The following is a 13,288-nucleotide window of genomic DNA, read 5'->3' on the forward strand; positions in this document are numbered from 1 at the left end:
GGCAGGACGGACAGCTATGTATGCGGTAAAATAGGTATGAAAAAAAGCCGTCTACTCTATGAAAGAATAAACGGCTTGATTCAGTCGGCACAATATGTAATTTTCAGATTCTCTTGACAGGGGCGCACATGACTTTAAGCAAAAGATCATCCACGCAGCCGGTGTCACGGTTTTCTTTCAGCATGGCGTTGCGCAGGTTGTTAAGGCTCTGGATCACAATGCTGTTCTCCGTGGGGGTAAGATATATTTTAAGTTTCCGCTTTCTCATTTGACACGCCTCCTTTGTGCCTTCTATTATATATGGAAGAAACCAGCGCCGCAAATGTGCGATTTCGAGGTTCAGAAAAGCCGCCTGCTGGGGGAGCCGACGGCTTCGCGTTCTGATCGTAACTTTGCATTTCCCGATTTTTCTTCGTATCAAAGCTCATTCCTGGGTAGTAAAATCGTAGTAATCAGGGTGTTTTTTCTGTGGGAAATGCGGGGTTTTGCGCTGTTTTACAGGGTTAATTCAGCTTTTGTTTGATTTTTCTATTAAATTGTATACCATTCTTTCAGGGAGAAGATACTGTTTCAAATACAAATGATTTGCACAAATCAGTCAATGGAATAAATGTAGTTTTTTTGTTTGTAGCCAAGAGTATATTAGCTCCAATTGTAGAGGAGGTTACATTTCGTGGCTTAATCTATTCAAAACTAAAATTGGCTTTTCCAATATGGGTATCATCACTTTTAGTTTCGTTGACTTTTGGTGTTATTCATTTTTCATCATCTATATTCACAGTATTGTCAGCAATTTTATTGAGTTTGATTTTTAATTACCTTGTTGATAAATATAATTCAATAGTACCTGGTATACTAATACATTCAGCTTATAATTTTACAGTTACATTTATACGATATAATATTAGGTATTTTGATTTTGCGACATATGAAATTCCGATTATGGTCGTTTCAATTCTAACTTTTATCTTTTCTATAATATGTATTATTTTTAACACTAAGAAATTAAGTAGTAATTAGGGGTGAGAAGCAAGTGAAATTAAAAATACTTGGTTCTGTGTCAAGATTTAGCACAAAATAAAATGAGAAGTTTTGCCAACTAAGCTGCTGGCAGAGAAGATACCCTCTCAAACAATTACCCAGGTTCTTTGCACATTCAACCTGTGTAAGATCAGGGTGCTCTTTGCGATAGTTGATAGCATCCAACTTGAATTGCTTGGTGTGATGAGTTTTTTGTTGTGATATAATGAATTCCTCCTCTTTTTTATTATACAACACTTAAAGGGGATATCTCATTTTGTTTTGTACTATTTAGATGCTAACACTATACCGATGAATCATATCTCTTTTTTATAGACATATAGAGAATTTTATAAAGTTAGGTGATTGTAATGAAAAAATTCTTATGTATAAATATTAGCGTTATTTTGTTGTTTTTGTTTGCCTTGAGTGGTTGTAGTGAAAACATAGAGATTGCTGAGGATAATATATATAACTTCATAAACTATCAAAATGAAGAAGTATACGACATAGAGCAAATAGAGTTAAGTAATAGTTTGAGTAAAAGTTGTATCTCGTATAAATTTACATATATTTCTGATGGTTATCAAGTAAAAGCTTATATATCTATTCCTCTGAGTCTTGTTGAAAATCAATCGCTAGGAAAGTGTATATTGTATAACAGAGGAGGAAATAGCAAAATCGGTTTGCTTGGTGATGAAGATACCGCAAAACTTTGTGTATTGACAAATAGGATTATTGTTGCATCGCAATATAGAGGAGCAGGTGGCGGAAGTGGTAAAGATGAGTTTGGTGGTAAAGATCTTAATGATGTTATAAAACTAATTGATTTGTGTGAAACACATTTTGACTTTATTAACATGAAAGATTTTTGTGTTGCGGGTGTTTCTCGTGGTGGTATGATGACTTATATGACTGCCAAGCAGGATAATAGAGTTAAAGGAATTATAGCCATATCTGCTGTTAGTGATTTGTTTCAATCTTACGAAGCTCGTGAAGATATGCAAAAATTACTTTATAACTATATTGGGACAACTCCTGAGCAAAACCCAGAAGAATATGAAAAAAGATCAGCTATTTATTGGACAGAAGAAATTACTGTACCTGTTTTGATTATTCATAGCAAATATGATGAACAAGTTTCTTTTTCACAAGCAGAAGATTTGTATAAAAAATTAAAACAAAATAATAAACATATATATTTTAGTGTGCGTGATGATAATATACATGGCTTAAGTGATGGTGATCTCGAAGTAATACTAGATTGGCTTGATACAAATATTTAAGTATATAGGGCTAAGTTAACGAAAAGGATGTTAAATAAGTGCTTTTTGATGTTGATAAAAATAAATATGTAATGCAAATTGACTCGACAGATAGATTAATCAATAAGATACCTAAAATTGAGGCTCATCTAAAAGGAATTCGTCACAAAGCATTTTCTGTATTAATATTTAATAATGATGGTAAAATGTTAATACAAAAAAAGAGCTAAAATAAAGTATCATTCTGGTCCTGTGTCAAGATTTAGCACAAAATAAAATGAGAAGTTCTGCCAACTAAGCTGCTGGCAGAGAAGATACCCTCTCAAACAATTACCCAGGTTCTTTGCACATTCAACCTGTGTAAGATCAGGGTGCTCTTTGCGATAGTTGATAGCATCCAACTTGAATTGCTTGGTGTGATGAGTTTTTTGTTGTGATATAATGAATTCCTCCTTTTTTTATTATACAACACTTAAAGGGGATATCTCATTTTGTTTTGTATTATTTAGATGCTAACACTAAGATAAAATGAAAGACAATATAAAGATAAATCAAACAAAGCTAAAAAATACATGAGGTGATACGATGTATTCGGAATTATTAAAAGCTTTTCAAAGCAATAAAAATTGCAGTTTTTATACAGATGATGAATGTGACAAGTTTATTTACGGCAAGATTATTGCACTTAACGAAAATGAGGTTGCAATTCAAATGTACAATACAGACGGAACTTGTGACGGTGTAATTGTAAAAACAGTATCAGATTTCTTCAGAATCGAGTATGATTCAAAATATAATCAAAAAATGGAGAAACTTATTGAAACGGATACTTTTGAAGACAGCGTTGAAATTGACGGTAACGCTGTATTTGATTCTGCAATAAAATCCGCAATCATTAAAAACTTCGTAGTAAGTATAGAATTACTGCACAGCGGTAATGAGAATATCACGGGATTACCGTTGTCGCTGGAAAACGGAATCTGCACTGTCAGACAGATAGACGATTACGGTTGCGATGACGGAGTAACTTCGTTTGTATTCAATACCGCAACGCAAATTACAATCAATGCAAAGTATGAAAAATTACTTTCAAGCTTAATGAACAAGTGATATGGAAAAATGAATAATTTGTTGTTTGAAAAAATATGGGAAGATGCTGATTTTTATCAAATTATTGTAAAGGCATTAGCCAAAAATATTAGTGCTGAAACAAAAGTATATGTCACAAAAGAAAACATAATTGCTTTGTCGGACTTAATCAAAAATTTGATTGATAAGCACCATAGTGAATTTTACTGGGAAATAGGCGATACTGATTTGTCTGCGGAGTCATTTTTCTCAATAGGGCTTGCTGAATACGATAATCTCGGACACTATAAGTTCGTGCTGAAATTCGGTTTTCAAAATGACGATAACAAGAACTACGGTTGTTCATTTCCAATAACGACCGAAACAGGTTTGTTATTACATTTTGCCGAAAATGTGTTGTTGCTCAATAAAGATAATTCTTTTGAAAGTTGTATGCTGAATGGTAGGTTGTGATTATATGGAAGTTATTGCTTTTAGCGTAAGTGTTAATCATGTTAATGGTTCTCTTTTAGATTTTACATTTCTTATCCCGTATGGATTGTATTTACTTTTGTGTTTCTTGTTAAAAGAGTTTATTAATTCACTTTATTATAAATCTATTAAATCGGAAGTATCAATTTCTAAAAAGAGATTTACTACTATTAAACATTTTGTCTATGATACCTTAATAGATTTACCAAACAGCAAATTTGTTTTAATGATTGATGAGGAAACGAAAATAATCACACCGGCAGTTTATACAAAGCGAAACGGTAGGGTTTCTATGATTAACAGGAATGCTGATTTTGATGTGTATGAACAAATTGAAATTAACAACGGTTCATTTTCAAAAGATTACACATTTATCAGAAGTTACAAAATCAGAGATAAAAAGACAGGCGAACAGGTTCTTTTTGTGGCAGTACCAAATCATGAAACGGATATTCTCGCATATTCCGATTCTGCACATAAAGCCGACAAAACCGTAACTTTCGGCAAATTCAGAATATTCTGTTTTGTCGAAACTGACAATAACCTCTACACGGATTTGATTGTTGATTCCGAAAAGATTCATCTTGAAAAATCTAAAAGAAAAGGTATGTACTTTATCGGTCTGGATGAAGTTACAAAAGAAAAGTAATGCGTTATAAGTGATTTGAGGTGATTGTATGGAAATGCTGTATTTGATGCTTTTTTTCATTGCATTGTTGGCAGTAAGCTTTATTCGCCTGCTTATTACAAACTCTGCCATATATGCAGTCAAAGTGCGAAAATTCACTGATGAAAAACGATTTATATTAAAATCAAGCGTGTTTTCCGAGCTTGGCATATTGATTTCATTTTTTCTGTTTTCACTCATATGGACGGTGATGTGCTTATGCGTATCTAATTTTGATAATATTTTCAAGAAAATTGCGGACAGTATTTTGTTTGGCTTTCTCGGAAATCTGACGATAACTGGTTCAGGACATTACAGCGGAATAATCGTTGCATTTTTTGAAATTCTCACAGCCTACGCATTTATATATCTGTTTAATCAGACCGTTGTGTATAAAAATCTGAATGTTCCCGAAAAACAGAAAAGCAAATTACTTCACATTGTTTCATTGTGCAATGTACCGTATTTGTTGTTTATTCCGATTCTTGAAATTAGTTTTGTAAGCAACATTATTAACGATATTATCATCGGTATGATTTATTGACCGTACATAATATAATGAAATTTAAGCATAGAAAAAGCCATCGTTTTCGGTTCATCACGATTTTTTGTGGGATGGTGAACGGACAGAAGGAATAGAAAGATAGCAAATCAAGGTAAAAAAGAAGTCATCATCACGGTAACCGTAGCCGATTCGTTTAGCGACCTTGATCTTGTATCTATTCTAATTAATAATTAGTTGCTTATTTAGATGACTTAAACAAAATGTACACAACATCGAAATATGATACGGCTATAAAATTTTTGAAATTTTGGTCAGTATTTATATTGTTTGCTATGTTTGCATATGGTTATTCAAGCATTGGCAGATATGAATATATGACTTTTAGATAAAGGAAATATTAATAAGTATTGCTTTTTGCAATGCCTATTGATACAATACAATCAGAATATGTATTTTCATTGCGTAAGAAGCGTATATACAAAAAAAGACCGACTTCAAAATCAAATTTGAAATCGGTCTGTAAATTTTAAAAATATCCGAATGGAATTTATACTATTCGATTACATCTTCGGCTATAACAGCTTCCTGTCTTTTTGTAATCTGATGGTCTTCATGCAAAACAATGCAGTATGTAACAGTTGATATGAGTGCAAGAATAAGTACAACCGCAATAAGTCTTTTGATGTATTTGCCTGTCCTTATTTTCTTGACAACGTAGGGAATCCCCGTTATTGTTTATTGCCCTTGTCCTCTTTTAAAATATTTAAAATGCTCTCTACACCGCTGTATGCATTATGAAAGCTCTCCAAAAGGTTTTCATAATATGCCCGACCTTCGTCCTCAATATGATAATAAATTCGTGTGCGCTTTTTGCCGACAAGCTTTGAATATTCGCTGATTTTTCCTTCGTTAACAAGCTTGTAGGTGACTGCGTAAACGGTGTTCTGAGATATGGACAGGCATCCGTTTGATTTTTCTTTTATGAATTTTACAATTTCATACACATAACTGTCATGCTCACACAAAATGGCAAGAATCAGTATGTCCGTAATTCCGCTGAAAAAATAATTTTGTTTTCCCATAGATACCTCCCGATATACATTATACACACTTAATCACTAAAAATCAATCTAATACATTCAATAAGAATTTAATATGAGCAGTTATTACAGAAAAGCCTTTTGTTGTCGACATTGTGATTTTTTCGTCAATAGTATTCGGAAAAACCGAATTGCAAAAGTTGAAAAATACATAAAAATTCAACCGATTACCTTTGCACTTTTTCTCGCATCGGCAGTTTTGATATTTGCATTTTGACAGTAACAAAAATAGGGTAGACCATTTGCGGTAATGAGGCTCGAAAGAGCCTCTTTTTTAATACTTGAACAGAATACAAATTTATTGTGATGACAAACCGCTTTACAGCTATGTAAAATTTTTATACAGATATAACGATGAAATAAAAAATATCGAAATAAGAATAAACCTCCTGCACAGAGTAAAATCTGTTGCAGGAGGTTTTGCTGTACGAAAAATTATATGGGCTTAATTATTGGCATATTTGTTGGAATCTATATGTAAAATTTACAGAACCTGAAAATATGCATTATTAATACTTTGTCGGGACAGGCACACATCAGTTCTTGCTGTTTGCAATTGCCTGATCAATCAACTTTTGCAGCTTTTCAGACTGCTTTTCGGAGGTTATTGCACCGACAATCGGCTCTCCCACAATATTACCGTTTTTATCGACAACATAAGTTGTGGGGTAGGAGTACAATCCGGATGTAAATTCTCCGGCTTTACTTTTTGAATCAAACCAAATGTTTTTGTAGGTCACACCCTTTTTTGCCAGAATATTCTTTGCGTCAGAGATAGCCGTTTTGTCACCGTCAAGTGTAAACGAATTGATTCCGACTACTGCTCCGCCTTTTTTTGCAAGCTGTTTATTCAGAGCTTCCAGGTCGGCAAGTTCTTCCACGCAGGGATTGCAGGTGGTAAACCAGAAGTTTACTACGGTAACGGTATTTTTTGCAAAAAGCGTACTGCTCTTAACTTCGTTTCCGTCAAGATCCTTGCCGTCAAATGTCGGGAATTTCTTCAGATTATCCTTTTCGATGGGCTTACCGTTTTCCGCCGGAACGCTCATATCTCCATCAGAGGGTTTTTCTCCGCATCCGGGAAATTTTTGTTCCAAAACTGTCAGCTTTCCTTCAATTTCCTTAATCTCTTCGGCGCCTTTATTAAGCAGTTTCAACTCATCAGCACTGAACTGATCCTTGATACCGTCAATCGTTTTCAGAAGAAAATCGCCGTAGTTTTTGCCGTCCTCAATCTTCGCCATACCCTTATCGGCTGAAAGAAATACCTTTTCCCAAAGTTTGCTGTTTTCGGAAAGAATAGCATTTTCCTGTGCCATCAGTTTTTGATGCAAGTCGGCGGCCTCGTCTTTTGTTTTTGGATTCACAGCTGTCAGCATAGCCGTTTCGCTTTTCTTATTTGCGGTAGTATTCGTCGTATTGCCTTTGTCTGTGCCACAGGCGGCAAAGCTTAACAACATCATCAGGGCAGTCAGTAAGCTTAAAATTTTAGTCGTTTTCATAGTGTTTACTCCTTTTCTGTTTCAATTCCTGTTTTAATTTTTGTTTCAATTTCTGTTTCAATTTTTTGTTTTGCTGTTTCCGCTTTTTCAGCGGGACAATCATTTTCTTTTCCTTTGCCAAAGCCGTAGCAAAAGCTGACCGCCTCGACAGGACAGGCACGGATACACTTACCGCAGCGTATGCATTCGGTGTGGTTGGGAGTTTTGGTTACATCTACATCCATCTTGCATGCTTTGGCACATTTTCCGCAGGAAATGCACTTGTGTTTGTCTACTTTCATTCCGAAAAGTGACACCTTGTTAAGCAATGCATAAAATGCACCGAGAGGACACAGCCACTTACAGAACGGTCTGTAGAAAAGCACACTCAGTACGATTACCGTAATCAATATGCCCAGCTTCCACGAAAAGAGCGTACCCAGTGCGGCGCGGATTCCCGAATCGACGGCGGAAAGAGGGATTGCCCCCTCAAGTACCCCTTGAGGACAAAGATACTTACAGAAAAAAGGATCTCCCATACCCACATCGTTTGTAATGAGCATTGGCAGCAAACTTACAGCAAAAAGCAAAACTGCATATTTTATGTATGTCAGCGGCTTCAGCTTTTTAGTGGAAAGCTTTTTTGTCGGTATCTTATGTAACAGTTCCTGAAGCCATCCGAACGGACACAAAAAACCGCAGATAAAACGCCCGAGCAGAACTCCTATCAATATGAGGAATCCTGTGATATAATATGAAAAACTGAATTTTGACGAACCCACCACAGCCTGAAACGAGCCGATTGGGCATGCACCCGATGCCGCAGGGCAGGAATAGCAATTCAGTCCCGGAACGCAAACAGCCTTTCCTTTGCCTTGATAAATTCTGCCCTTCAATAAATTCGGCAGATGAATATTACTCAGCAAAGTTGCTCCTGCTTGAATAAGCCATCGAAAGCGTGAGAGGAACTGTGATACACCGCCTCTTTTTTTCTTCGGTTCTTTGTTATCCAATTCCCACACACTCCAAACACAGCCGGATTGCCTTGCTTAACACGGTTTCTGCCTCTCCACGCAGAGCTCCGTAACACAGCATCGTAATTCCGCAGATAATCAGTACGATCTGAAATACGGCTTTTTTCTTTCGAGTCAATTCGGTCACTCCTTTCTTTTGTGCTCTCATTGTAGCACAGAGGATGTAAAATCCCTGTTAAGAACGAAAACTTAACAAAAACTTTATGTATGAGCGATATAATGATATAATTAAATTATCAAAGAAATATGAAAACACAACAAGGAGAGTTTCTATGCGTATTTTAGTAATTGAAGATGAGCGTGCGCTGTGCGAGACAATTGTTCGCAGCCTTAAAAGATTGGCATACAGCGTTGATTTTTGCTATGACGGAAACAAAGCAAATGAGTTGCTCGGAATAGAAAAGTACGATCTTGTTTTACTTGATCTGAATTTACCCGGTGCAGACGGGATGACGGTACTGCGAACTCTGCGACAAACCGACAGAGATACCGGAGTGTTAATTCTTTCGGCACGCTGTGAGGTTGCCGACAAGGTGGAGGGGCTGGATGCCGGAGCAAACGATTATCTGACAAAGCCTTTTCATTTGGAGGAGCTTGAGGCACGAATACGCAGTCTGACTCGCCGTCGGTTTACACAAAACAATGTTGTTTTGAACTGTGGAAAAGTTGCTTTTGACACCAAAGCCCGTGTTGCCGTTGCTGACGGTCAGGAGCTGTCACTTACCCGAAAAGAAATCGGAATACTTGAATATTTACTTCTTAATCAAGGTCGCCCCGTCAGTCAGGAAGAACTGCTCGACCATGTTTGGGATAACAGTGTTGACAATTTCAGCAATTCAATAAGAGTACATATTTCTGCATTACGAAAGAAACTGCGTGCGGCACTCGGCTATGACCCGATTCGCAATCGCATTGGTGAAGGATATGTTATGGAGGAAGAAAAAGTATGAAAAAGCTATCCTTGCAATGGCGCATAACTCTGATGACTGCACTTCTTATCGGAGCCACCTGCATTTTTATGAATGTTCTTATCGGCTATTCCGGCAGCCATTATATGGATTCCATAGGCTCTTATGTTACAGGTTACGGTGATACGGACAAAGGAGAACCTGACTTTTTCGATCCCGAACACGAAAAGCTTGATCGTGAATTGACTATTGTAATTAACGGAGCACAGGAATCCTTTATCGCTACCAATTGGTATATTACGGCGGCGGCAACATTGTTAGGCGGCGTGCTTGCGTATTTTTTAAGCGGGCATGCGCTGAAGCCTCTGCGTACTTTTACCGCTCGGGTTGAAAAGGTTCAACCTAACAATTTGACGGATATGAAGATAACCGAAGAAGTTCCGCCTGAACTGAGACAGTTTGTCAAGTCGTTCAATCGGATGCTTGACCGTCTTGATGAGGGATTTACCGCTCAACGACAGTTCACGGGAAACGCCGCACATGAGTTGCGCACGCCGCTTTCACTTATGCAGGCACAGCTTGAACTTTTTTCGGCAGAGCATCCCGAGGTATCGCCTGAAACGGCGGAGTTTCTCCGATTGTTGCGTGAGCAGACCGAACGAATGACACAAATGACAAAAACCCTGTTGGAAATGAGCGAGCTTCGCACAGTATCGTGTGCCGACCGCATAGAGATAGGCCCTATGGTAGAAGAGATTTTCACTGACCTTGCACCACTTGCAGAGAAGAACAATGTTACACTTGAAAGCACGGGCGATGCTGTTATGACAGGCAGTGACACGCTGATTTATCGTTTGTTATATAATCTGACCGAAAACGCTATACGCTACAACCGTTTTGACGGTACAGTGAATATTACCGTAACGCACAAAGACAATCAGCTTGTTATTACGGTTGCGGATACCGGCTACGGCATCCCCGAACAATACAGAGAAAGTATTTTTCAGCCCTTCTTTCGTGTGGATAAATCCCGAAGCAGAGAATACGGCGGAGTTGGATTGGGACTTTCTTTGGTGTGGGAAATCGTTGCACTGCACAATGGTAAAATTCGTGTGGAAGAGAGTTCGGAAAAGGGTACTGTTATAGCAGTAAAGTTTCCGACAGATGTGATAAAAATTTAATATTTTGCGATTTTTTCGTAGTTAATTGTTGAAATTTCCGTAGCTCTGTGCTATACTATAATTAATTAATCGATTAGTTATCAAAAGGAAGCGAATATTATGAGAACAACAGAGGAACAGCACAACGAGCGTAAGAGGGAAATAATGGAAAAATGCTTTGAATGCTATGCTGAAAACGGATTGACCGGTACGGGCATCAAGGCTTTGGCGGCAGCGTGTGGCTGTACAACGGGAAATCTGTATTCCTATTTCAACAGTGTTGATGAACTGATTATTGAATCAACTGCATACTGTATGGAAAAGGTCGAGGATGATTTTATGGAAGAAGCTCCCACCGACCCGAAGGATGTTGTTCGATTTGTGAAAGAGGTTCCGTATTGGACCGCAAAGAAGCACGGCAAGAAATATCGACTGATGTATCAGGTCTATACCCATCCGAAATATATTGAGCACGGCAAGAAATTTTTTGAGGGGGTAAATGAGCGCTATACCGAGTATGCCAAGCGACTTGAGCCGAAAATCGGCATTCCGTACACGGTGATTACACCGCTCATTTTTATATTTGTCCGTGCCTGTGTACACTATGCTATGTTTGAGGATGAATATTATTTAAAAACCCAAATGGAGGTCTTAAAACAGGGTGTTGCCCTGTTTGCTGATAAATACCGTTCGCAATATTTGAGAGGAGGCAATGATAAATGAAAAAACGAATATACTGTATTACTACCGCACTCTGTCTTGTGCTTTGCATCGTACTTTGCATTGCATTTGCTGCCGTATGCAGCAAAGCGGAAAATAGCAAAACCCTGTTGCCTGAGGTGCGAAACAATGGCACAGCAATCCAATGGAGAGATACCGCCGAAGAGGAATGGCACGATCTTGTAGCTCTTGACACGCTCAGAGGTGCTGTCGGAGAAAACGGCACTGACGGAAAGAACGGTCTTGACGGTAAAAACGGCATTGACGGAAAAAATGGTACTGACGGAAAAGACGGCACTGACGGAAAGAACGGTACTGACGGCAAAGACGGTACTGACGGAAAAAACGGCATTGACGGCAAAGACGGTACTAATGGAAAGAACGGTCTTGACGGTAAAAACGGCATTGACGGAAAGAACGGTCTTGACGGTAAAAACGGCATTGACGGCAAAGACGGTACTAATGGAAAAGACGGTACTGACGGTAAAGACGGCATTGACGGAAAGAATGGTCTTGACGGAAAAGATGGTGCTGACGGTAAAGACGGTACTGACGGCAAAAACATAGAGGTACAAAGAACAACAGAATATATACAGTGGCGCTATGAGGGAGAAGACTGGCAAAACCTTGTTGCAATTTCCGATATAAAAGGACCTACAGGGCAGAACGGTAAGGACGGAGCAAACGGAAAAACACCTGAGTTTCGTGTGGATGAAAACAATCTTCAATGGCGTTATGTCAACGATGAAATATGGTTAAACCTTTACGATCTTTCAAATTTGAAAGGTCTTGACGGAAAAGACGGAATCGACGGAAAGAACGGTGTCGATGGTATTGACGGCAAAAACGGTGATACGCCGTTCATCGGTGAAAACGGCAACTGGTGGTTCGGAGTGACCGACATTGGCGTAAAAGCCGCAGGTGTTGACGGTGAAAAAGGTGACAAGGGAGATAAAGGAGATGCCGGACAGAACGGTAAGGACGGAGCAAACGGAAAAACACCTGAGTTCCGTGTAAATGAAAATGACCTACAGTGGCGTTATGTCGGCGATGAAATATGGCTTAACCTTTACGATCTTTCAATTTTGAAAGGTCTTGACGGCGCAGACGGTAAGGACGGTATAAACGGCAAAGACGGTGTTGACGGTAAAGATGGTGTTGACGGCAAAGACGGTGCCGATGGTAAGGACGGAACAAACGGACAAAACGGCTCTGACGGCAAAGACGGCAACACCCCATTCATCGGTGAAAACGGCAACTGGTGGATTGGAACGACCGATACGGGAGTGAAAGCCACAGGAGTTGACGGTGAAAAAGGAGACAAAGGAGACACCGGTGAAAAAGGCGAAAAGGGTGACAAAGGAGATAAAGGCGACAAAGGTGACGCAGGTCAGAACGGCAGCTGTTCGGGGTATTTTTACGGAGAGGCAAACGCTCCGAGGACAGTACTGAATAACAGTCGTGTCTATATTTCTGTCTACGAAAAAATAAACAAGGGCGGCTTGATTTCATCCTACAGGAATAATATTACACTCAAAAAAGGACATATTTACAATGTCTGCTTAAGCGGTTCTCTCGAAGTTGGTTCAAACGAATTTAACAACAGCGGCAATTACTCTATTCAGATGACAGACGGTTATGATGACGATCTGTGCAGGGAGCTTACACGAATAAAAAGGGACGGGGCAAAAATACCGTATACCAATGATCAACATTCCTTTAATTTCAACAGAATGTATGATGCGTCAAATAAAGACATTACATTGCAGTTGAGTTTTGAAAATTCGGCATACAATACTTATCTCGGTGGCTTCAGAGGTACTATTACAATAACTGCTCTTGATTAAATTTATATAACGGAGGTGGCG

Annotated in this window: 16 protein-coding genes; 11 read left to right on the forward strand and 5 right to left on the reverse strand. The window is 38.4% G+C overall.

The annotated features are described in order from the left end of the window. Window positions 1-103: 103 nt before the first annotated feature. Window positions 104-268, reverse strand: coding sequence for a hypothetical protein (locus WMO31_RS02340; RefSeq protein ID WP_257352639.1), 165 nt, complete (start codon window positions 266-268; stop codon window positions 104-106). Between the two features lie 353 nt (window positions 269-621). Between WMO31_RS02340 and WMO31_RS11220 the strand changes: the two genes are divergently transcribed. From WMO31_RS11220 to WMO31_RS02370, 7 genes are all read left to right on the forward strand, one after another. Next, window positions 622-1,020, forward strand: a complete 399-nt coding sequence (locus tag WMO31_RS11220; RefSeq protein WP_369077044.1) for a CPBP family intramembrane glutamic endopeptidase — start codon at window positions 622-624, stop codon at window positions 1,018-1,020. Between the two features lie 371 nt (window positions 1,021-1,391). Next, window positions 1,392-2,306: an alpha/beta hydrolase family protein gene (locus WMO31_RS02345; protein WP_117949023.1), complete on the forward strand. Its 915-nt coding sequence runs from the start codon at window positions 1,392-1,394 to the stop codon at window positions 2,304-2,306. Between the two features lie 38 nt (window positions 2,307-2,344). Beyond that, the gene (locus WMO31_RS02350; protein WP_367999130.1) at window positions 2,345-2,515 is read left to right on the forward strand and encodes an NUDIX hydrolase; all 171 of its coding nucleotides are present in this window, start codon (window positions 2,345-2,347) and stop codon (window positions 2,513-2,515) included. 355 nt (window positions 2,516-2,870) lie between these two features. Next, a complete protein-coding gene (locus tag WMO31_RS02355) occupies window positions 2,871-3,395 on the forward strand; it encodes a hypothetical protein (protein WP_117949021.1) in 525 nt (174 codons plus the stop codon). A gap of 9 nt (window positions 3,396-3,404) precedes the next feature. Continuing rightward, a complete protein-coding gene (locus WMO31_RS02360; protein ID WP_117949019.1) occupies window positions 3,405-3,827 on the forward strand; it encodes a hypothetical protein in 423 nt (140 codons plus the stop codon). A gap of 310 nt (window positions 3,828-4,137) precedes the next feature. Continuing rightward, window positions 4,138-4,494 (forward strand): hypothetical protein, encoded by a 357-nt coding sequence (locus WMO31_RS02365; RefSeq protein ID WP_151200300.1) that lies wholly within the window; start codon window positions 4,138-4,140, stop codon window positions 4,492-4,494. A 28-nt stretch (window positions 4,495-4,522) separates the two neighbouring features. Then, window positions 4,523-5,056, forward strand: a complete 534-nt coding sequence (locus WMO31_RS02370) for a hypothetical protein (RefSeq protein ID WP_117949015.1) — start codon at window positions 4,523-4,525, stop codon at window positions 5,054-5,056. Window positions 5,057-5,745: 689 nt separating this feature from the next. On the opposite strand, the gene WMO31_RS02375 is transcribed toward WMO31_RS02370, so the two are convergent. The 4 genes from WMO31_RS02375 to WMO31_RS02390 all read right to left on the reverse strand — a co-directional run bounded on the left by WMO31_RS02375 (window position 5,746) and on the right by WMO31_RS02390 (window position 8,750). After that, window positions 5,746-6,099 carry a PadR family transcriptional regulator gene (locus WMO31_RS02375; RefSeq protein WP_046433785.1) on the reverse strand — a complete coding sequence of 118 codons (354 nt, stop codon included), beginning with the start codon at window positions 6,097-6,099 and terminating at the stop codon, window positions 5,746-5,748. 554 nt (window positions 6,100-6,653) lie between these two features. Beyond that, window positions 6,654-7,619, reverse strand: a complete 966-nt coding sequence (locus tag WMO31_RS02380) for a TlpA family protein disulfide reductase (protein WP_367999131.1) — start codon at window positions 7,617-7,619, stop codon at window positions 6,654-6,656. 5 nt (window positions 7,620-7,624) lie between these two features. Then, window positions 7,625-8,611: a 4Fe-4S binding protein gene (locus tag WMO31_RS02385; protein WP_367999132.1), complete on the reverse strand. Its 987-nt coding sequence runs from the start codon at window positions 8,609-8,611 to the stop codon at window positions 7,625-7,627. Then, window positions 8,604-8,750, reverse strand: coding sequence for a CD1871A family CXXC motif-containing protein (locus WMO31_RS02390; protein WP_242961752.1), 147 nt, complete (start codon window positions 8,748-8,750; stop codon window positions 8,604-8,606). The genes WMO31_RS02385 and WMO31_RS02390 overlap by 8 nt, the downstream gene beginning before the upstream one ends. A 154-nt stretch (window positions 8,751-8,904) precedes the next feature. On the opposite strand from WMO31_RS02390, the gene WMO31_RS02395 reads away from it, so the two are divergent. The 4 genes from WMO31_RS02395 (at window position 8,905) to WMO31_RS02410 (ending at window position 13,267) form a co-directional block, all read left to right on the forward strand. Next, window positions 8,905-9,582, forward strand: coding sequence for a response regulator transcription factor (locus WMO31_RS02395; RefSeq protein WP_015523713.1), 678 nt, complete (start codon window positions 8,905-8,907; stop codon window positions 9,580-9,582). Next, window positions 9,579-10,721 (forward strand): sensor histidine kinase, encoded by a 1,143-nt coding sequence (locus tag WMO31_RS02400; protein WP_367999133.1) that lies wholly within the window; start codon window positions 9,579-9,581, stop codon window positions 10,719-10,721. Before WMO31_RS02395 ends, WMO31_RS02400 begins: the two co-directional genes overlap by 4 nt. A 99-nt stretch (window positions 10,722-10,820) precedes the next feature. Beyond that, complete coding sequence (locus WMO31_RS02405) at window positions 10,821-11,423, forward strand: TetR/AcrR family transcriptional regulator (RefSeq protein ID WP_367999134.1); 603 nt, start codon at window positions 10,821-10,823, stop codon at window positions 11,421-11,423. Further along, complete coding sequence (locus tag WMO31_RS02410) at window positions 11,420-13,267, forward strand: collagen-like domain-containing protein (RefSeq protein WP_367999135.1); 1,848 nt, start codon at window positions 11,420-11,422, stop codon at window positions 13,265-13,267. Before WMO31_RS02405 ends, WMO31_RS02410 begins: the two co-directional genes overlap by 4 nt. Window positions 13,268-13,288 lie beyond the last annotated feature (21 nt).

Origin of the sequence: Ruminococcoides intestinale (genome assembly GCF_040095935.1) — a bacterium.
Classification (GTDB): domain Bacteria; phylum Bacillota; class Clostridia; order Oscillospirales; family Acutalibacteraceae; genus Ruminococcoides; species Ruminococcoides intestinale.